The sequence below is a fragment of the bacterium genome (assembly GCA_019695305.1).
Taxonomy (GTDB): Bacteria; UBA10199; UBA10199; order UBA10199; family JAIBAG01; genus JAIBAG01.
This window is the reverse complement of record JAIBAG010000021.1, coordinates 1-19,967: the sequence shown is the minus strand read 5'-3', so window position 1 is coordinate 19,967 and position 19,967 is coordinate 1. Positions and strand designations below refer to the sequence as shown.

The window sequence follows — 19,967 nt, the reverse complement described above, 5'->3', positions numbered from 1 at the left end:
ACCACACCTACCAAGTATTTCAAAAGCTAGGGTCCTTTTATTTTTTTGTGTGCGTGGTCCCACTTCTAAGGCCTCACCCTAACAGAAAGGAGCCCTTTTATGTGAACTTGTGAGGCCGTAATCTAATGAACGGACTCCATAAACATAAAAAAATAAAAGGACCCTAGCTTTTGAAAGCAACGCAGAAAAACTATTTCTTCTTCTCGTCCTTTTTAGGAGCGGCTTTACCATCTTTACCAGCGGCTTCTTCAGCAACAGGAGCCTTTTGCTTGGTAACTTCAGGTTCGGCAGGAGCTGCTGCAGCACCTTCAACAGGAGCAGCAACCACTTCTTCTTCACGAGGAGCAACAACCGAGGCGATCGTTAAATCGCTATGAGCCACAGCTTCTACACCTTCGGGCAACTTAAGATTGCTCAAGTGTAAATTATGACCAATTTTTAGCTCGGTAATATCTACAGTAATTTCTTTAGGAATAGCGGTAGGCAAACACGATACCGTAATTTCGCGGGTGACGTGCTCCAAAATACCACCTTCTTTTACACCCACAGCACGGCCGGTTAAATGTACAGGAATAGCAATACGGATTTTTTTGGTGAGATCCACTTTAATAAAATCGGCATGCGTAAAATGACGTTTAATGGGATGGGCCTGATAATCTTTTAAGAGCACATTGTATTCGCCCTTACCTTCTACTTTTAAATTAATAAGGGTATTAGTTCCCAAATCACCCGAAATAGCTTTTTCAAGTTCTTTAGGATTTACTGAAATATTCAAATTATTTTCACCTTTGCCATAGTAAGTAGCAGGGATAAAACCCTTGGTGCGTAATTGGTAGCTGGCTCCACCACCGGTTTTATCGCGAACGCTTGCATTTAAAGTAACTTGCGACATAAAATTCTCCTTACAACACCTGCCCATCTGCGTTTACGCATACTCACAGGAAATCCCTTATCGCCTTATCTCGGCTCCGGGTTAAGAGTCTTAAGACTCTAATTAATTAAAAAAAATCCTCTTCAACCAGCGCCAACCCCAAAGGGGCCATTGCATGGAGGCGCTTATAGGGCGACCGTGAAACGGTACCCGTAGGGTGCGCGAGCCCTATATAAACAACGAAGACACTGAATCGCCATTGGCAATACGGTGTATGGCTTCACCCAACAAGGGTGCAACCGAAATTTGTTCGATTTTGGAACATTTTGCTCCCGCTTCTGTAAGCGGAATGGTGTTGGTAATCACCAATTTTTCCAAAGCCGATTTTTGTATCCGTTCAATTGCCGGACCCGATAATACGGGGTGCGTAATAAACGCATAAACTTTTTTAGCGCCACGATCAATTAACGCCTGAGCCGCCGTACACAAGGTACCGGCAGTATCTACAATATCATCTACGATGATGGCATTTTTACCGTTTACATCCCCAATCACATGCATCACTTCAGATTGATTAGGCGCCGGACGACGCTTATCGATTAACGCGAGCGACCCACCCATACGTTTAGCATAGGCACGGGCGCGCTCTGCACCACCAGTATCAGGCGATACAACAACCACGTCTTCAATGGGCTTAGTTTTAAAATAATCCATGAACACGGTAAGAGCGTATAAGTGATCAAACGGGATATCAAAAAAACCTTGAATTTGGGCGGCATGCAAATCAATCGATACCACACGATCGGCACCGGCCGAGGTTAAGAGATCGGCAACTAATTTAGAACTAATGGGAGTACGCGGCTGAACTTTACGATCTTGACGAGCATAACCATAATAAGGAAGCACAGCGGTAACCGTAGAAACGGAGGCACGTTTTAAAGCATCGATCATGATAAGCAGTTCCATGATATGCTCATTAGCCGGAGCACAAGTAGGCTGGATGATATAAGCATCCATCATGCGCACATTCTCATGCACTTCCACCCACACTTCGCCATCGCTAAAACGCTTGGTGGTGGCTTTGGCTAACGGAAAACCCAAAAACTCAGCAATCTCGGCCGCCAATTTAGGATTCGCATTTCCAGTAAACAAACGTATGTCTTTAAATGATGCCATATTTTAATCTTCCTCTTTCCACCAGCACCAAAGGCGCGTTGAAGGGAGGCTCAAATCCGGCTATGCCGGTTTGAGGGGCGACGCGAGCCCCTATGAATGCTGGGGTGCCTGGATTCGAACCAGGGAATGCCGGAATCAAAATCCGGTGACTTACCGCTTGTCTACACCCCAAAAAGAAAAGCGTGTTGCAAACCCACAAGCAACGTTGCCATTCATTAAATTAAATATTTTCCGTTACAAATACTCTCCACTGTCCCTGGCTTTTGGATTCCAGTTTTTTGCCAGCTTTATCAGCAGTTTCCTTATCGGCAAAAATACCAAATACACTGGGACCCGAACCTGTCATCTGGGCACCCAGAGCACCATTTTTAATGAGGAGATCTTTAATTTCACTCACGATGGGATACTTTTTAAGAGTGACGTCTTCCAAATCGTTTCTCAATACTTTAAGAACCGCTTTTTTAGAAGTGTACTCCATGGGAATTTCTTCTTTGTATTCGGGAAGATTAGGCTTGGGAACATATTTATCGTAAACACTTTTGGTAGATACCGTTACGTTGGGCGCCACAATCACCATAGGCATTTTAGGTAACTTTTTAAGTTTAGTTAAATTTTCACCAATGCCGGTGGCAATAGCAGGAGCACCAAAAAGAAAAAACGGAATATCGGCACCAAAACGGGTTCCAATTTTCATGAGCTTTTCGCGAGGGAGAGAAATTTTAAGAAGCGTATTAAGCCCCATTAAAACTGCAGCTGCATTACTAGAACCCCCACCCATACCCGAGCCTGCCGGAATGTTCTTTTTAATTTTCACCTTAATCCCAACGTTTTTGTTGGAATAAGCCATAATTTCTTTGCACACTTTATAAACTATATTTTCTTCGCCGTTAGGCACAGTAGGATCATTTTCACATTCTACCGTAATGCCCCGCTCCACAATTTCAAGCTCCACATCATCGTAAATAGATACGGCGCTATTAAGCATGCGTAATTCATGATAACCGTCCGGTCTTTTATTCATAACATCCAGACGTAAGTTAACTTTTCCGGGTGATTTAAACTTGAGAACTTTCATTCTTGTCTCCCTTATTTAAACGTTGTGATGGATGTGGTGTGCCAGCACAAAGAGGGCGCACTATATAGAAGAGGCATACAAAAAGTCAATATGGGTTTTTACTAATTATTTTAAGAGGTTAACAAAAAGATGAGCTAAAGGGCCATGGCTACTTTGTCGGATTTGGCAGCTCCCGACATAATTTTAATTTTCTGATTGGGATAAAGTTGGTTAGAACGCAAAGCATTCCAGTGCTTTAAATCGTTTACCGAAACACGGTATCTTTTGGCCAAATCCCAAAGAGTTTCCCCCTGTTTCACCCGATGAATAATAGGTTTAAAAGCCACTTTTTTAAGTAAAACAGGAGCCGGTGTGGCCGGAGCTTGACTTGAAGCAACAATTGAATTTTGATCGGTAACATTGCGAATTTTAAGAATTTGACCAACTTTAACTACTTGACTCTTACCCATTTTATTCCATTCTTGGATATCTTTAGCCCATACATCATGAGACCGGGCAATAGACGATAAAGTATCACCCTTTTTAACCTTGTACTTAGAGTATACAGGCATGGGGGGAGCTAAAGCAGCTACCTCGGCCTGAAGAGGCTGGTTATTGCGAGGCTGTGCAATAAAAATGGTACTACCCGCAGCTAAAGGCGCATTTTTAGGAAAAGCGTTCCAGCTTGCTAATTGGTCGGCTGAAATATCAAATTTTTGAGCGACACTCATCATGGTATCGCCCTCTTGTACTCTGTAAGTGAGGGCTAGCATGGCCGGATCAACATCCGAAGGGGCCTCGGGAGCTGCAGGAGCTGCCGCCAAAACATCATTAGCTTGAGTTGGAACACCTGTCTCATTGAAAGCAGGTGCCACAGGTTCTTGAGTATTTTCTGTTTCTTGAGCAACCAGGGTTTCAATATTATCACGCTGCTTTTTGTTTTTAGCTTTCTCTTTTTTAGCAGGAACAATTTCGGAAGAAGCTGTTAATAAGCCGTCGTTTTTATTCACTACACCGGGCTGAGTTTCGGCCATTAATTTTTCAAGCGCTTTACCCTCTTTAGGCACCATCACAATGCGGCCGGGAGCTAATTTGGCTTTAGCGGCAATGTTATTAATTTGAGCAATTTTTTGAGCAGGCACCTTGTATTTATTAGCAATGGTATAAAGAGTTTCGTGCTTAGCTACCCGGTGAAACACAAAATTAGCGCGGCTATTACGTGGTACTTTACAATAATTCTCGTTAAAGGTGTCGGCTGTTCCTTCGGGAAGAACAATATCGTACTTACTACCCGGCGGCGTTACTCCGGCCACTAATGATGGATTTAAATCGCGAATTTCATCAACCGATACGCCAGCACATTTAGCCAACACATAAACATCGGTTGCATCCGGTACCTTGGCCATTTCAATATCCAGCGGCTTGCGAAAGGTATCGTTACCATATCCATATTTGCGATAGTTTTTACTAATAATAGCGGCTGCTAAAATTTTAGGAACGTAATCTTTGGTTTCTTGGCGAAGCAGCCGCGATTTAGCAGAAGATAATTTCCAGTAATCGCGAGTTCCCCCCTTGCGGATTGCACTATTTACCTTACCCGCGCCGGCATTATAAGCTGCAAACGATAAATACCAATCACCATAAGTTTTATACAAATCTCGCAAATGCTGAGCTGCCGCATGAGTGGCTTTGATAAGATCACGACGTTCATCTACAAACGAACCCGATTGCAAACCATAAAGCGAACCCGTACTTTTAATAAATTGCCATGGCCCCGCTGCTGCGGCATGCGAATAGGCATTTAAATTAAAACCCGATTCAATCATACCTAAATACACCAAATCTGGCGGAAGGTTATACTGCCTAAAAATACCTTCCATAATAGGGCCGTAATAACTTAAGCGAGTTAGCCAGCGAGAAAAGTTTTTACGAAGTGGGCCGTTAAACGCCTTAATCCAACGATCTACATTGGGATTGTGAACAAGAGGGATAGAATTACGTCGATTAGGCGACCACTTGCCGTCTTCCACATGATAGGCATAAACTTCGGCTTGATCTCCTCCTGTTGTAGAATCTGCTTCCGCATCAAGCCCATTAGCCATCAGGTCTTTATTAATATTATACTCAACATAATCCATACGACCTGTTGAGCCTGTTTTTTTAGTAGACTGAGACGATTTGGCCGAGGGAGCACTCCCCCCACACGAGACGACAAAAGGCCCAATAAACACGAGGGCCACTAAAAAGATGAACTTTTTTGAAAAAACCAACACAACCTCCACAAAACAATCAATTTTATCTATAAGGATGGATGACGTACTTCTTAGTCAACACTATATACTATACAAGGAGAACACTTCAACGTTTATTCACTCTTTTTGGTCTATGCGAGCATTATTTTTTAAAAAATAATTTAAAGTTATCCACAGGAGGACTAAAAGAATTAAAAATAGCGGACAATAACGTAGAGAATTAGAGTAATAAGAAGGCCGGCCACCACATAGGAAAAAAGAACATATTTATTAAAAGCTCCTGCCTTGCGACCCTCTTCTTTTTTAAACGGGGGGTAGTAATCGGGCAAATCTAGAGCCCCATCCAACAAACCTCCTGCGCCACGACGCTTTTCCCACAACCTGCGCTCCAAGTTTTTTTGTGCTTCGGCACTCACAGGGCTTCTTAAAGTTTGCATGGCCGCTTCACGCGCTTTCTCACGCGCAATATCTGTCATTACTTCGGGATTATGTACTAAACGTAAAAACTGGAGCTCTTCTCCCAGTTTTAAAAAAATTTCTTTGGTGAGCGGGTCACCCGGATCCATCGTTTGCAACAACACAGCCAGCTCCGGATTTTCAATAAGGATGCGCACAAATTTTTCGGTAATCAGTCGCCCGTTATCGGTATACACTAAATCGGACACCAAAGCCTGACCGCTGCCAGAAAGAGCTTCCATGAGCCCTCTAAAAGTAGCCTTTTCAAATTCGGCCAAATTAAGTGTAGCCGCTTCTTCGGTTTGCCCCATGTTTTTTAAATTGCTGTAAAAAGCGAGCCAGTTTTTGCCATCTTTTTTAGCGTAAGCCGCTTCTTTTCCGTTGGGCAAATCACCCACCGGAGTTTCGCCCTGATTCAGTTTTTTAAGAATAGCTTCAAATTCACTTTCTCCATCACCATGCACCAGCCGCTTTACCAAATGCGAACTTTCACTAATGCTCGATTCAAAAAGTTTTTTACCCTCCCCTTTTTGCGCGTGGCTTTTTTGTTCCCTATGCTCTTTAATTTCTTGCCGTAACACACGCTGAAACGCCTCGCGATTTTCTACACCGGAACGCTGCTTAAATAATTGCACTATTTGAGATTGATTTAAGGAAGACGCCTGCTTGCCCTCTCCATAGCCTCTTTGCTCCAAATGGCGACGCGTGGGGGTATCCCTCAAATTTTTTTGATCAAGAACTCTTTCGGCTAATACAGCGCGGTAGTGTTCGGGCTCAGCTAAAGGACGCTGAGGCTTAGGCTGATTTTGTGGCAAGCGTTCCTGCCCCATTTTATGCCCCATCTGATCGGGTGTTTGTGCCGTTTGGAGAGCTTTTTGCTGTAAACGAAGCGCATCAAAAACATCGGCTTTTACAGGAACAGCCTGCTTTTGGGGTTGAGATGTTTGGGTTTGGGTAGCATCCGGCGTTTGCGTGTCGTTAACCGGCACTGCGTTATTGGGATCAAACTGGATGGGCGTTTGGGACATTTAAAAAAACCTTTTCTATTTCAAGATTTTACCATCTTATTAAAAGATATCTACCTAAAAAATCCGTTGCTTAGCCCTCTTTCTTCCATTAAAACCCCCTGCATGTCCGCCCTAAGTCTTGATAATCTGGAGAGAATTTTAAGCTTAAAACCAGGCGATACAAGTTCTATCACAGGGGCCTTTGGCAGTTCTCCCCATCATCAGATAGCCCAATGGGCCAGCCTCACTAAAAGACCAATTCTGATTGTCACCAGCCATTTTAAAGACGCGCTTGTTGCCAAAGATAATATCGAGTTTTTTCTCACGCAAAAAATTCCCGTTTCGCTCTTTCCATCGCTCGATGTTTTTCCCTACTATTCGCTCTCGCCTCATCCCGATACCGTGATGGAACGGATTAAAATTTTGTGGGAACTATCAACGGCTTCTACTCCGCAAATTGTCATTGCTCCTCTGCCAGCCCTGCTGCGCAAAACAATGCCACTGGAGAAGCTTAAGAAAAAAACCATTCACTTGGAAAAAGGACATGATTATCTGTTTGATGAGTTAGCCGAACAATTAGTAGATTTAGCCTATCAACGCACACCACTGGTGACGGACAGAGGCAATTTTTCGGTGCGCGGTGGACTCATTGATATTTTTTCACCAGCTCATCCTCTACCGCTGCGCATTGAATTTTTTGGCGACACGATTGAATCGATTCGTTTGTTTGATCCGGTGAGCCAGAAAACAAGCTCCCATTTGAATGAGGCGATTATTCTACCGGCGCGCGAAACGCTTTTGAGCGAATTAAAAGAAGGCTGGGCCTTAACATTAAAAGAACGGGCGGATGCCCTGGATATCCCCAAACCCATGCGCGATGTGGTGGCCGAATCGCTCAATAATAAAATTTATTTTAACGGCATCGAAAGCTTTTTACCCCTCTTTTATTCTAAAACCGAAAGTTTTTTTGATTATTTACATCCGGATACTCTTGTTATCAGCTTGGATCCCGAAAATGAAACGGTTTTGATTCACGAAGAAGAAAAGAAACTTTTTAAATCACGCGAGGAATCAGCCAGCCTTGAGAAAATTATCGAACCCAGAGAAATATTTTTAGACGAGCCTGCCTGGAAAGAGGCTCTTCACTATTACAGCCATGTGCGTTTTGGGATTACTGGTCGTAACGATACAATTGATTTAAAAACAGAAGACAACACTACGCTCAAAAATATTTTGGGCGGGATGATGATTAAAGAAGACTCGCTTAAGCCCTTGGCTAATGAACTGGCCGATAAAAAAGAAAGTGGTTTGGGTATTTACATTGTGGCATCCAGTCTTTCTCAACGAGAACGCCTGCATGATCTGTTGGGCCGTTACAATCTCCCTCTCACCGTTGCCCAAAACACGGACGAAATTAAACGCGTGATTCAGGAGGCGCAAAAAGAACCCTATCCGTCGATTGTACTCATGGAAGGAAGTTTAACCGAAGGCTTTTTATGGCCAGAGAAACAGCAATGGTGGATTACCGATCAGGAAATTTTTGGCAAAAAAACGCGCAAAGCCCCTCCTAAAGCCAAAGGTGATGCCTTTAATTCGTTTTACGATTTAACCGAAGGCGATTTTGTGGTGCACGAACTCCACGGCGTAGGCATTTATCGCGGACTCACGCATTTATCGATTAATAACGTTGGCAACGATTTTTTAATTTTAGAGTATCAGGGCGGCGATAAACTCTACGTGCCCGTCGATCAAATTGGCCGCATCAGCCGCTTTGCAGCGCAAGAAGGATCTATCCCCACGCTCGATAAAATGGGCGGCACCAGCTGGAAAAAGATACGCGAAAAAGTAAAAAGTGCCACGCGACGCTTGGCGAAAGAGTTATTAGAAATCCAAGCTCGCCGTCAAAGCGAAGTGGGTTATGCGTTTACCCCCAAGAATGATTTGTACGAAGAATTTGAAGCCACCTTCCCTTTTGATGAAACACCCGATCAGGAACGTGCCATTATAGATGTTTTGGGCGACATGGAAACACCCAAACCCATGGACCGCCTGGTGTGCGGCGATGTGGGCTATGGCAAAACCGAAGTAGCAATTAGAGCGGCTTTTAAATGCATACTCGATCACAAACAGGTAGCCGTTTTAGTACCCACCACTGTTTTAGCCTTTCAGCATTATGAAACCTTAAAAAAGAGACTCGAAAAATATCCCGTTAAACTGGGTCTTCTCTCCCGCTTTCAAACCGATGCCGAGCAAAAGAAAATTATCGAGAATTTAAAAAAGGGCGAAGTGGATATTGTCGTCGCTACGCATCGTCTACTTTCTAAAGATATCGAATTTCGTGATTTAGGACTCCTCGTCATCGACGAAGAACATCGCTTTGGAGTGGCTCACAAAGAGAAGATGAAAAAGTTAAAAAATTTGGTGGATGTTTTAACCCTGACGGCCACCCCCATCCCCCGCACGCTCAATTTTGCTCTGGTGGGAATTCGCGATTTATCTATCATTAATACTCCGCCGGCGGACCGTTTATCGGTAAACACTTATCTCACTAATTTTGATGATGGAACTATTAAAGAAGCCATCGAGCGCGAAATTAAACGTGGCGGCCAGGTGTATTTTGTTCATAATCGCGTGCAAACTATTTTAGGGATGAAAGAACGCCTCGAAAAACTCATTCCCGGCATTAGCATTGGCGTAGGCCATGGCCAAATGGAAGAAAATCAGTTAGAAGACGTGATGCTGGGTTTTATGTCGGGGAAATTTCAGGTTCTGCTGTGCACCACTATTGTAGAATCCGGATTAGATATACCCAATGCCAACACCATCATCATTAATAGAGCCGATCACATGGGACTGGCCCAACTTTATCAACTGAGAGGCCGCGTGGGCCGCTCCCACCAACGCGCTTATTGTTATCTTATCATCCCACACGACACGCTGATTACCGAAGCCGCCAAAAAGCGTTTAAGAGTAATTCAAAAATTTACCGACTTAGGCAGTGGGTTTAAAATTGCCACGCACGATTTAGAAATACGCGGCGCAGGTAATATTTTAGGTTCCGAACAATCGGGCCATATTGCAAGCGTAGGCTATGACATGTACGTAAAGCTTTTGGAAGAAGCGGTCATGTACCTCCAAGGCCAGACTTTTGAAGAAAGCATTGAGCCCGAAATTAAACTCCCTGTGTCGGCTTTAATTCCTGAAAGTTTAGTTCCCGATACACAGATGCGCCTTCTGCTCTACAAGCAACTCTCAAGTGCCAAAAATGATGAGGAATGTTTAAGCATACGCGATGAATGGATGGATCGTTTAGGCAAGCTGCCACAGGAAACAGAAAATTTAATCGAACTTATTCGCATAAAACTCATTTGTAAAAAAATAAGAATTCTTTCTATCACCCTTCAGCCTAATCGCTTAGTTTTCAGTATTGACGCTACCTGCCGGGTACCTACCGATTACTTTTTAAACAAGATGAAAAGTAATATGTCGCTTTATAAAATTATGCCTGATGGAAAATTTATTGTGTTTGACAAACAATTAAGCGAAGCCAACATGATGGAAAAAATTAAAAAGCATTTGGAAGAAATGCAGCAACACAGCAAATAATTATTTTCTATACACCCCCGTAAAACTTACATTTGCCCCACCACACTGGTTGTTATCGGCCACTACTAAATAATTTTCTACAATAAAACCTTTTACTTGGCATTCCTCAAGCTCGGGCACAGTAAAAGCATTACCTTGAGTTACAAATTTACCGGCCAAATAACCATTATGAATATTATCCCCCAACCCTTTCCAAAAACCTTCGCCGTCAATCACAAGCCCACCGGTGGAGGCATCCGTTTTAACATCCAGATGATTTAAAGCGTATTTCCAGGTACCCATAAAAGTTTGAGCCGTAGCAGGCTTTACAGGAATAATTTCGAGAGACGCTTGCGGCAACCACCCTACAGTTTCGGATGCTTTTGGATTGGCCGGTGTGTACCAAGCGCACATGTAACCTTGATAAGCACGCGACACGAGCACCTTATCACCGGGAATAAGATAGGCCTTTTTACCGCAGGTGGGGTTTACCGAAGGGCAACCATCATCATCACCAATAAAATTTATTTTTGTACCTGCAGCTCCTTTGATAGTAGCCATTTGAAAATTATTTTCCTGCGGAAATGTCCCGTTACGACAAAAGCTATCGGGATTTCCAGGAGAGGCAAAGCTTGAAGTTGAAACAAGGAGTAAGAAAGTAAAAAATATTTTTTTCATTCTTTTGTTATACACAAAACTAATTCACAAAACCAATCTTTTCATGAAAATCAAGCACGTGAGGATCGGCCTTAATGGATTTAGGATGCCACCCCAATAAAGTAAGCCCACGACTTTCGCGTAAACGACTGAGCGCCACATAGGCCTGCCCCGCTTCCCAAAGATTTTTGAGATCCACCGCCACTTCATCCAGCGTGGCCCCCTGTGATTTATGAATGGTGGTTGCGTAAGCAAGATTAACGGGAAAATTAGTGGCTGAGGCTACTTCCTCGCCTTCGGCATTGAGCATGCTAAAAGCAAAGGGCTCTACTTCAATGGTGCGGCCGCGCTTAAGCCTGATGATGAGTCGCTCCTGAAAAATCTCTATTACCTCACCCGTCGATCCATTCACAAAACGTTGCTCGGGATCATTAATGCGCATCATCACCAGCGCTCCAACTTTTAAAAGTAATTTTTCGGCAACAGGAGCATTTTGTTTTAAATTATCAAAAAAACGACTCTCGCCTTTATAAACCGTTTCAAAAGTATGGAGCTTGCCATCCACTTCGTTTAAGCGTTTTAAATTATAATTATCGGTTTGATCACGACGTCCAAAAAGATGCGTTTTGGTGCTTTCTATATAATCATCGGGAATATGATTATCTAAAAAATGAGCCACAGTATCATTCACCACGCCACAACGTAAATAATTGAGGACTTCCAGAAATTTTTTGTCTTTTGTCCTTACCATGGTATTGAGCACCGCCGGTTTAAAATCGGTTCTTTCCCACACCTCACTTAAAAAAGCCCAGTCGGGTGTACTACCAAAGCGATTCACCGGTGCCAGCTGGCAGAAATCGCCAACAGCAATCACCCGAATACCGCCCCACGCCATACTCTTCATCCTCACCTTGCGCGCAATGTGCTCGGCTGCTTCTAAAGCCGCCGATGGAATCATCGACACTTCATCTAAAATAAATCCATTAATCTCACGTAATCTCTTTTTTACCTGTTTATTTTCAACAGCCCGTTTAATGGTGGCCTCAAGCCCTCCTTCCATAATACCTAGCCCAAAAAAGCTATGAAAGGTACGCCCTCCCACAAGCACTGCCGCAGCCCCGGTGGATGCCAATGTAGGAAAAACTTTAGAGGGCATTTCTTTTAAATATTCGCGGATAAGATACGATTTCCCGCTTCCGGCACAGCCAGTAAGGAAGATATTGTCGGGCGAACGCAAGAGCTCGAGAGCTTTCTCCTGACAGGGGGTGAGTGTGGGAGTGTCATTCATAATACTTAAGAGTAACCCCCTCCTGACCTCCCCCTTAATTTAAGTGGGAGGAACTAGAGACGTCCCCCTCCCTTAGATTACCCCACAGGGGCCACTTCGAGGAGGGAGGGGAAAGGGGTGGGTTACCTCTCCCGGGAGGGGGTTACTCTTCATCATCTGATAAATTTCTTCCAGGATTCCATCAAGATTAATATTCACATCACTATTAAAAAATCTCATCACTCGAATGCAACGTGAATTTAAATAATCAGTCCTAGCCTGATCGTACTTAATATTGTCTTCTTGCAAATGCTGTGACCCATCCAGTTCCACACATAAGCGCAATTTAGGACAGTAAAAATCCAAAACATAAGCACCTACACTATATTGCCTGAAAAATCTTAAGCGCTCAATTTGACCATTCTTTAGCTTAGACCATAAGATTCTTTCATGGATGGTCATGCTTTTTCTTAAAGCTCGACGCCTTTGTTTCATCTTTAAATTGTTATAAAAAAACATAAAATTCTTGTTACCCCTTGCTTAAAACCCACGCCCCTCCCCCTTAGAGTAAGGGGGAGGACGGGAGGGGGTTACTCTTAAAAATTACGTGGCAACCCGTTCACTACGCAAGAAAAAACAACTCAAAATAAAAGAGTAACCCACCCCCTTTCCCCTCCCTTAATCTAAGGGAGGGGGACCTGCTGCTATCCTTAAGATTAGAAAGGTCAAAACTCACTCTTCCCACTTGACTAAAGCCTTTTGGAGGACTATGCCTTACTCAAAATGAATGACCATTCATTTTATGTGCGTAACCAACAACCAGTTTTAACCTTATTAAGGAGTCTTTATGCGTGACGTAGTTATTGTATCAGCTGTTCGTTCCCCCATGGGCCGTGCCATTAAGGGTCAGTATGTTTGGACCCGCATCGACGATTTAGCCGGTGAAGTGGTAAAAAAGGCCGTAGCCCAGGTTAAAAACTTGGACCCCAAACTCATTGAAGATTTAGTTCTCGGTTGCGCCATGCCCGAAGGCGAACAAGGCATGAACTTGGCTCGTAACGTGAGCTTCCTGGCCGACCTCCCTCTCTCCGTTGGCGCCGTTACCGTAAACCGTTTCTGTGCCAGCTCGCTTGAAGCCATCAACACCGCAGCACTTAACATCATGGCTGGAAACGGTGATGTGATTGTTGCTGCCGGTGCCGAATCAATGACCCACGTTCCTATGGGTGGTTTCAATCCTTCTTTAAATCCTAAATTGATGAAAGACGGCGCTCCCCAGGCTTACATCTCCATGGGTATCACCGCCGAAAATTTGGCTGCTAAACATGGAATTGGTCGCAAAGAACAAGATCAATACGCTTTTAACTCGCACATTAAAGCTTTAAAAGCCATGAAGGAAGGTCTCTTTACCGAAATCGTTCCTGTAACCATCACCAAACAGGATGGCACCACAACCACCACCAATATTGATGAAGGCCCACGTCAGCCCGACCTTGAAAAATTAGGTCAATTAAAGCCCGCTTTTAAAGAAGGTGGATCGGTTACTGCTGGTAACTCGTCACCTTTAACAGACGGTGCTGCTGCTGTTGTATTGATGAGTGCCGATAAAGCTAAAGAATTGGGCATTAAACCCTTGGCCAAAATTAAATCGATGGCTGTTGCCGGTTGCGGCCCCGAAGTGATGGGCGAAGGCCCTGCTTATGCCGTACCCAAAGCTTTAAAACGTGCTGGCCTCTCTTTAAAAGACATCGACATTTTTGAATTTAACGAAGCCTTTGCCGTGCAAACCATGAGTGTTGCTAAAATGCTGGGACTTGATTTTAACGATCCTCGCATCAACCCCAAAGGTGGCGCCATTGCTTTAGGCCATCCTTTAGGATGCACCGGTGCCCGCATCATGTCTACCTTAGTAGCCGATCTTATCGGTTACAACAAAACCTTCGGCCTTGAGTCGATGTGTATTGGCGGTGGACAGGGTCTTGCTACCATCATTGAAAGATTGAATTAGTAACCCACCCTGTCCCTCCCTTAATTTAAGGGAGGGTACGTTCTTAGCCCCTCCCACTTAAATTAAGGGGGAGGACGGGAGGGGGTTACCCGCCCGGAGGTTAATTAAAAAAGGAGTTTTTATGGAAATCAAAAAAGTAGCCGTCATTGGTTCTGGCGTAATGGGTGCCGGTATTGCTGCCCACTTAGCCAACGCAGGTATTCCTTCCCTCTTACTCGATATTGTTCCCAAATTTACAGACGAAGATGCCAAAGCCGGTTTAAATGAAACCGACAAGGCCTTCCGCAATAAAATAGCCACCAAATCTATTGCCGAAACCGTGGTTAATTCTAAGCCCGCTCTCATCTATAGTAAAAGCGATGCCAAACTCATTACCCCCGGAAATTTGGAAGATGATATTTCTAAAATTGCCGAATGTGATTGGGTGGTAGAAGTTGTGGTAGAACGTTTGGATATTAAGCAAAAAGTTTTTGCCAATATCGAAAAGCACATGAAGCCTGGCACCATCATTGCCTCCAATACCTCGGGTATCCCCTTAAAAGCCATGAGCGAAGGCAGATCGAAGGAATTTGTTAAAAACTTTATCATCACCCACTTCTTTAACCCTGTTCGCTACATGAAGTTGGTAGAAATTGTTTCTAACGAAAACACCAACCCAGAAACCGTAAAATTCATGGCCGACTTTTTGGAAAATAAACTCGGCAAAGGCGTTGTGTACGCCAAAGATAGCCCCAACTTTGTGGCTAACCGCATTGGCGTATACGCCTGGATGGCTGGCTTAAAAGAAACTATAGAACGTGGTTTAAGTGTAGAAGCCGTTGATAAAATTGTAGGTCAGCCTTTAGGCCGTCCTAAAACAGCCGCTTACCGCACCGCCGATATGGTGGGTTTAGATACCCTCCTCCACGTAAGCCAAAATACGTACGACTTGTGCACAAGCGACGAACAACGCGATGTATTTAAATTGCCTGCCGTTTTAACCCAAATGGTTGAAAAGAAAATGTTGGGTAATAAAACCAAGCAAGGGTTTTATAAATCGGAACGTAAAGCCGATGGTTCTAAAGAAGTATTATCGCTCGATCTCAAAACTTTAGAATACAAGGCGCAAGAAAAAGTACGTTACGATTCTTTGGGTGCTATTAAAAACATCGAAGAATTGCCCGAACGTATCCGCACCATGGTAAAAGCTACAGACGTAGCCGGCGAATTTGCCTGGGTAATGACACGCAACACGCTTGTGTATGCTGCTAACCGTATTCCCGAAATTGCCGATGACGTGGTGAATATTGATAACGCCATGAAATGGGGTTTTAACTGGGATGTAGGTCCGTTTGAAACCTGGGATATTTTGGGCGTAAAAGAAACCGCCGACCGCATCGTTAAAGAAGGCGGTACTTTACCGGCTATTGTTAAAGCCGTACTCGAAAAAGGTGATGGCGTTTTCTATAAGCACGAAAACGGAAAACATTTATATTTTGATGCGGTGTCCAATAGCTACAAAGCTATCCCCACTAAAGCCAACAAGATCACCATCCAAAAATTAAAGGATGAAAAGCGTGAATTAAAATCGAATACCGGCGCTTCCTTGTTAGATTTGGGTGATGGCGTGTTGTGCGTAGAATTCCACACCAAAATGAACGCGATCGATAACGATATTGGTCAAATGCTCTCCGAAGGTTTGGATTTACTTGAAAAAGATAACAACTATAAAGGCATGGTAGTGAGTAACGACGGCCAGAACTTCTCGGCCGGCGCTAACCTCATGCTCTTGTGGCTGGAAAGCCAACAGAAAAACTGGGCCAACATTGAAGCCTTGGTAAAAGGCTTTCAGGATGTCACCCAACGCATGCGTCATTTTTCTAAACCCATTGTAGCCGCTCCTTTTGGCCTTACCCTTGGTGGTGGTGCCGAAGTAGTGATGGCTTGTCACCGTGCCCGCGTGTACGGCGAACTCTATATGGGCTTGGTAGAAGTTGGTGCAGGCTTAATCCCCGGCGGTGCTGGTAACATGCGCGTGCTCTTAAACATTGAAGCCGCCCGTAAAGCTAAAGGTGCCAAGGGCTGGGCTGGTTTATCAGACGGCGGTCCTTTCCCTAAAGTTCAGGATACTTTCCAAACCGTAGCTTTTGCAAAAGTGAGCATGAGCTGCAAAGAAGCCATTGGTTATAACTATTTAACCCGTGGAGACAAAATCACTCTCTCGCGTGATGCTCTCTTGCATGATGCCAAACAAGACGTTTTGGATATGGCTAAAAACTTTACAGCCATCCCCTACCGTGAAGATATTTATCTCCCCGGCATGGGCGGCAAAATGGCTATTGAAAGTGCCATCGGTGGTTTCCGTTTACTGAACATGATCAGTGAACACGATGCCCTCATTGCCCGCAAATTGGGTCACGTACTCTGCGGCGGCAACATGCCCAACCAGGGTTATGTGAGCGAACAGCAATTGTTAGATTTAGAACGTGAAGCGTTCCTGCAATTGTGCGGCGAAGAAAAATCCCAAGCCCGCATGCAGGCTCTCCTCATGACGGGTAAGCCATTAAGAAACTAAAAGCTTACTTATAAAGATGAAATAAAAAGGCGTCTCCACAAGAGACGCCTTTTTTGTTATCATGTAGAAATACTTTACAAACAATCCTTAGTTAACTCACCCAACTCTTCCGCAAAATCTTCTTTGGAAGCGCCTGATAATTCTTGAAACATATCAATTTCACGCTGAAGGCGGCGGATTTCTTCTTGGGTAGCGGGGTCGGCTGTAGCTTCGGGAGAAGCAAGCATACTATTTACCTTACACATATTATCTTTAGCCTGGTTTAAAAAACGCTTTTTATCGCCATTACATGCCACCAAAAGTGATACACTCAATAAAAGAGAAAGGATTATTTTTTTCATGCATGCATTTTAAACAACTTACCTGCTCAATCAAGTTTTTTTAACACAGTTTAATAAATTTTTGATTACAAATTGTTACTAACAACTTACAAGACACCCTCGTATTTTTTATGTTAAGGGTATAGATATGCTTTTAGGCCTCTATTGGGACGAACTCCCTCCCGCACACTACCAGTTTGAGTATTTTCAATTTAAACCTGCCGTATTGGGACATGCCAATATTCCTCCTGCTCTTACAGCACATGTATTGGCAAAAAACCCAAAAAAACTTTTTAACGATATAAAAGCTTTATGGGAAAAATACCCACAAGCTTTAACATTAGAATATAAAATAAATAACGATCAACTTTATATAGAGATAAGCGATTACGCTTTGTACGACTTCGATTTTGCTTTCGCATTAAGCATAGAAAATATTTTTAAACAGTACACAGTAAAACCCACTTCAAACACAATCGATATCCCTTATTTATATTTGAAAAGCAGTCACAACCGATACTCAGAAAAAAAACCCGCCCTTCTTCAATGTGTATTTGGCTATGCCAAGCACAATAACGCCAGAGTATCAGAATTACGCCTAGATACCCATGTGAGTGCATTAAACAAAAAAATGTTTATTGAGGCGGTCAAAAATAACGCGCTGACCTCTGGTATTACGGTATGTTTTTACAAAGAGCACAAATGTGAGGGCTATTTTAATCTCATGTTCTTTTTTACCTTGGGTCATCAAGGATTAAACCTTAGTTCCTTTACAAAGATTGATATTGAAAAGCTGGAAGTGACGTTAGAAAAATCGATGAATCAATTTGAATCCAAAAAAGGATTTGAGTTAAAAGATAAAAACCTAGATCTCTACCCAAAATCGGAGCCTCAATTTTTACTTTTAAATAAAGATGAACCTTATTTTAAAAGATAATTTAACGCCTCAATAATTTTGGCCATAAACTATTTGTACTCAAAGGCTCCAATATCTGTTACCTGGCGTGCCTTTTTGGAAAAACGTCTCTGGTCTAAGTAATCGGTTTCAATAAAATAATATCCCCCGGCATTAATAAGAGGACTGGTAACTTTTAACTGGGGGTTATCCATATTTTTAAACTGTGGGGCTACAAACAAATTATGCCCCATATCGGTATAAGGACCAGATAAATCACCGCCTGCATTGTCGTAAAAATCGTTAAAGCAAACTTCGGTAGCAGCTGAAGTTGTCCACAAACCATTGCCACTTTGGGTTCCATAAATAATATTATTGGCTATCATGACACTTAGGTCGGAATACACTCTTATTGTGGAGTTATTAGAATTGATAAAGGTATTGTAACCAATTTTTCCTGAGGAGCTCCCCCACATAGTGATGCCGTACATGTTTTTAAGGATAACATTGTTGATAATAGTGATGTCGGTGCAGTTAGTGCCCGCATCAATACCGCTTTCACCGGCGCCCTCAATTCGGTTTTTGCTAATGAGCAGGTTTTTGGTATCTTGCATCACAATATTTTTATAACGGGCATTTTTGAGTATATTTTTTTCCAACTTAAAACCATCTACGTAATGAAGATGTACACTATTTGTTGCATTCTCAATGGTATTATTTTCAAAACTTACATTATTAAAATCGCTCATGTAATATGAATGGCCAAATAGTTTAAAACCATAAGCGCCGCCATTTATGGTGTTTTCTGTAATTTTAATATCACCACCTGGAGCTTGCGACCGGCTCCATACATGAACAGCTTCACTGGCGTTTGTAAAATTGTTGGCGGTTACTGTACCATGGATTCCATTTTCCGATAAAATGCGCACGCCCGAGCTGGAAATAGTATTAAAAGTATTGTTGCTGATAGTAATAGTGGCATTGGCAGTATTGGTGGTAATAGAAAGAGCATTTGCAAGATTTTCAAATAGGCTGTTTTGTACCGTAAGGCTTAAGGCATTGGAGGCAATAGCCGTATGTTGATCTCCTAAAAATTCCATATCGTGAATGTTACATTGGGTATTGGGGTTACAGTTTATTCCTGTGGAGGTTGAAAAACCATCAAAGGTAATTTCTTCAATTTCAAATTCTCCGCCGGTGGCTGTTACCAAAAGTCCTGTTTCTATAGGGGCAAGTCCACTGCCGTTTAAGATGCTTTGTCCGCGTCCTGCACCTATAATATGAACAGCTCGGTTAATGCGAATGCTATCAGATAAAAGATAAGTACCAGAAGCTAATTGAAGGGTATCTCCATCTTGGGCAAGAGTAGAGATGGCGGTAACCAAATCGGTAGGATCTGCATCCGATGTACCGCTTGCCTGTGCCGAACCCGTAGGGCTTGCATACCAGGTTGCAGCTTGTGCCACTGTGGTAAAAAATGATGTGATAACAAAAAACGCTGTTACTATCGTAAAACGAATCTTCATAGCATTGCTCCTTTAATCTTTCCCTATGCCAAGAGGGAAAGCAATAATGATGCCATTTTGGTTATTTTTTATATATTATAAGTATATGAAATTACTTTAATTAATTCTATTATCTCTATTTTATGGGTAATATTATACCCACTTATTGGCGGGGTGCTTTTCAAAATGAGAAGAAATAGTGGTTTGAATATAAGCAGGTAAAAATAATTTATTTGTTTTTTAAAATCTTTTTTACCGAATAAGATTTATTGAGCATATAAAAATGAATCCCAGGGACACCGTACGCTTTTAATTCGCGGCATTGATGGAGCGCATGTTCTACACCTACTTCACGCATTT

Annotated in this window: 15 protein-coding genes and 1 tRNA gene; 4 read left to right on the top strand and 12 right to left on the bottom strand. The window is 42.9% G+C overall.

What is annotated here, in order from left to right:
- Positions 1-190: 190 nt before the first annotated feature.
- From K1X76_09640 to K1X76_09615, 6 genes are all read right to left on the bottom strand, one after another.
- On the bottom strand, positions 191-892 hold the full coding sequence (locus K1X76_09640) for a 50S ribosomal protein L25/general stress protein Ctc (protein ID MBX7149334.1): 702 nt from the start codon (positions 890-892) through the stop codon (positions 191-193).
- Between the two features lie 207 nt (positions 893-1,099).
- Positions 1,100-2,047 (bottom strand): ribose-phosphate pyrophosphokinase, encoded by a 948-nt coding sequence (locus K1X76_09635; GenBank protein MBX7149333.1) that lies wholly within the window; start codon positions 2,045-2,047, stop codon positions 1,100-1,102.
- 99 nt (positions 2,048-2,146) lie between these two features.
- A tRNA-Gln gene (locus tag K1X76_09630) sits at positions 2,147-2,218 on the bottom strand.
- A gap of 49 nt (positions 2,219-2,267) precedes the next feature.
- Positions 2,268-3,122, bottom strand: a complete 855-nt coding sequence (locus tag K1X76_09625) for a 4-(cytidine 5'-diphospho)-2-C-methyl-D-erythritol kinase (GenBank protein ID MBX7149332.1) — start codon at positions 3,120-3,122, stop codon at positions 2,268-2,270.
- A gap of 134 nt (positions 3,123-3,256) precedes the next feature.
- Entirely contained in the window at positions 3,257-5,374 is a 2,118-nt protein-coding gene (locus K1X76_09620; protein MBX7149331.1) for a LysM peptidoglycan-binding domain-containing protein, read from the bottom strand.
- A 170-nt stretch (positions 5,375-5,544) separates the two neighbouring features.
- The gene (locus tag K1X76_09615) at positions 5,545-6,837 is read right to left on the bottom strand and encodes a hypothetical protein (protein MBX7149330.1); all 1,293 of its coding nucleotides are present in this window, start codon (positions 6,835-6,837) and stop codon (positions 5,545-5,547) included.
- Between the two features lie 102 nt (positions 6,838-6,939).
- On the opposite strand from K1X76_09615, the gene mfd reads away from it, so the two are divergent.
- Entirely contained in the window at positions 6,940-10,422 is a 3,483-nt protein-coding gene (mfd, locus tag K1X76_09610) for a transcription-repair coupling factor (protein ID MBX7149329.1), read from the top strand.
- On the opposite strand, the gene K1X76_09605 is transcribed toward mfd, so the two are convergent.
- From K1X76_09605 to K1X76_09595, 3 genes are all read right to left on the bottom strand, one after another.
- A complete protein-coding gene (locus tag K1X76_09605; GenBank protein MBX7149328.1) occupies positions 10,423-11,079 on the bottom strand; it encodes a hypothetical protein in 657 nt (218 codons plus the stop codon).
- A 19-nt stretch (positions 11,080-11,098) separates the two neighbouring features.
- Complete coding sequence (locus tag K1X76_09600) at positions 11,099-12,346, bottom strand: AAA family ATPase (protein ID MBX7149327.1); 1,248 nt, start codon at positions 12,344-12,346, stop codon at positions 11,099-11,101.
- 72 nt (positions 12,347-12,418) lie between these two features.
- Complete coding sequence (locus tag K1X76_09595) at positions 12,419-12,844, bottom strand: endonuclease domain-containing protein (GenBank protein MBX7149326.1); 426 nt, start codon at positions 12,842-12,844, stop codon at positions 12,419-12,421.
- 328 nt (positions 12,845-13,172) lie between these two features.
- Here K1X76_09595 and K1X76_09590 point away from each other — a divergent pair, with 328 nt between their 5' ends.
- A complete protein-coding gene (locus tag K1X76_09590) occupies positions 13,173-14,333 on the top strand; it encodes a thiolase family protein (GenBank protein ID MBX7149325.1) in 1,161 nt (386 codons plus the stop codon).
- Positions 14,334-14,454: 121 nt separating this feature from the next.
- A complete protein-coding gene (locus tag K1X76_09585) occupies positions 14,455-16,887 on the top strand; it encodes a 3-hydroxyacyl-CoA dehydrogenase/enoyl-CoA hydratase family protein (protein MBX7149324.1) in 2,433 nt (810 codons plus the stop codon).
- Between the two features lie 74 nt (positions 16,888-16,961).
- On the opposite strand, the gene K1X76_09580 is transcribed toward K1X76_09585, so the two are convergent.
- Positions 16,962-17,228: a hypothetical protein gene (locus K1X76_09580; GenBank protein ID MBX7149323.1), complete on the bottom strand. Its 267-nt coding sequence runs from the start codon at positions 17,226-17,228 to the stop codon at positions 16,962-16,964.
- A gap of 127 nt (positions 17,229-17,355) precedes the next feature.
- Between K1X76_09580 and K1X76_09575 the strand changes: the two genes are divergently transcribed.
- Positions 17,356-18,144 carry a hypothetical protein gene (locus K1X76_09575; protein ID MBX7149322.1) on the top strand — a complete coding sequence of 263 codons (789 nt, stop codon included), beginning with the start codon at positions 17,356-17,358 and terminating at the stop codon, positions 18,142-18,144.
- A 29-nt stretch (positions 18,145-18,173) separates the two neighbouring features.
- On the opposite strand, the gene K1X76_09570 is transcribed toward K1X76_09575, so the two are convergent.
- Together K1X76_09570 and K1X76_09565 are read right to left on the bottom strand one after the other, a co-directional pair.
- Positions 18,174-19,628, bottom strand: a complete 1,455-nt coding sequence (locus K1X76_09570) for a right-handed parallel beta-helix repeat-containing protein (protein MBX7149321.1) — start codon at positions 19,626-19,628, stop codon at positions 18,174-18,176.
- Between the two features lie 208 nt (positions 19,629-19,836).
- Entirely contained in the window at positions 19,837-19,965 is a 129-nt protein-coding gene (locus K1X76_09565; GenBank protein ID MBX7149320.1) for a methylenetetrahydrofolate reductase, read from the bottom strand.
- Between the last annotated feature and the right edge of the window lie 2 nt (positions 19,966-19,967).

Bases quoted from the DNA above. Each gene is read 5' to 3' on its own strand.
- K1X76_09590 (MBX7149325.1), top strand. From the start codon at position 13,173: ATGCGTGACGTAGTTATTGTATCAGCTGTTCGTTCCCCCATGGGCCGT.
- K1X76_09640 (MBX7149334.1), bottom strand. From the start codon at position 892: ATGTCGCAAGTTACTTTAAATGCAAGCGTTCGCGATAAAACCGGTGGT.
- K1X76_09605 (MBX7149328.1), bottom strand. From the start codon at position 11,079: ATGAAAAAAATATTTTTTACTTTCTTACTCCTTGTTTCAACTTCAAGC.
- K1X76_09580 (MBX7149323.1), bottom strand. From the start codon at position 17,228: ATGAAAAAAATAATCCTTTCTCTTTTATTGAGTGTATCACTTTTGGTG.
- K1X76_09575 (MBX7149322.1), top strand. From the start codon at position 17,356: ATGCTTTTAGGCCTCTATTGGGACGAACTCCCTCCCGCACACTACCAG.
- K1X76_09625 (MBX7149332.1), bottom strand. From the start codon at position 3,122: ATGAAAGTTCTCAAGTTTAAATCACCCGGAAAAGTTAACTTACGTCTG.
- K1X76_09615 (MBX7149330.1), bottom strand. From the start codon at position 6,837: ATGTCCCAAACGCCCATCCAGTTTGATCCCAATAACGCAGTGCCGGTT.
- K1X76_09635 (MBX7149333.1), bottom strand. From the start codon at position 2,047: ATGGCATCATTTAAAGACATACGTTTGTTTACTGGAAATGCGAATCCT.
- K1X76_09585 (MBX7149324.1), top strand. From the start codon at position 14,455: ATGGAAATCAAAAAAGTAGCCGTCATTGGTTCTGGCGTAATGGGTGCC.
- K1X76_09600 (MBX7149327.1), bottom strand. From the start codon at position 12,346: ATGAATGACACTCCCACACTCACCCCCTGTCAGGAGAAAGCTCTCGAG.
- mfd (MBX7149329.1), top strand. From the start codon at position 6,940: ATGTCCGCCCTAAGTCTTGATAATCTGGAGAGAATTTTAAGCTTAAAA.
- K1X76_09565 (MBX7149320.1), bottom strand. From the start codon at position 19,965: ATGCGTGAAGTAGGTGTAGAACATGCGCTCCATCAATGCCGCGAATTA.
- K1X76_09595 (MBX7149326.1), bottom strand. From the start codon at position 12,844: ATGTTTTTTTATAACAATTTAAAGATGAAACAAAGGCGTCGAGCTTTA.
- K1X76_09570 (MBX7149321.1), bottom strand. From the start codon at position 19,628: ATGAAGATTCGTTTTACGATAGTAACAGCGTTTTTTGTTATCACATCA.